Raw genomic sequence first — 208 nt, forward strand, 5'->3', positions numbered from 1 at the left:
GTTTAGATGTTACTCATAGAGCTTGGACATTAGTCGGACGAGGAATATTGGTCGCTCCATTACAATGGCCAATCATCAAACCTCTATCACATCTCGTATATCTACAACTAGCAAAATATCGTTATCCTATTTCTCAATTTATTTACAAGCGTTTTGGAATCGGTATAAAACAATGCAATGAAGGAACTTGTTATGACAAACCAAACAA

General features: G+C 35.6%; 1 pseudogene. It reads left to right on the forward strand.

Features of this window, described 5'->3' with window-relative positions:
• A pseudogene (locus GQR38_RS20415) lies at window positions 1-208 on the forward strand (DUF393 domain-containing protein); the annotation flags it as partial.

This window comes from Pseudoalteromonas sp. c7(2019), from assembly GCF_011378625.1.
In the GTDB taxonomy this organism is placed as follows: domain Bacteria; phylum Pseudomonadota; class Gammaproteobacteria; order Enterobacterales; family Alteromonadaceae; genus Pseudoalteromonas; species Pseudoalteromonas arctica.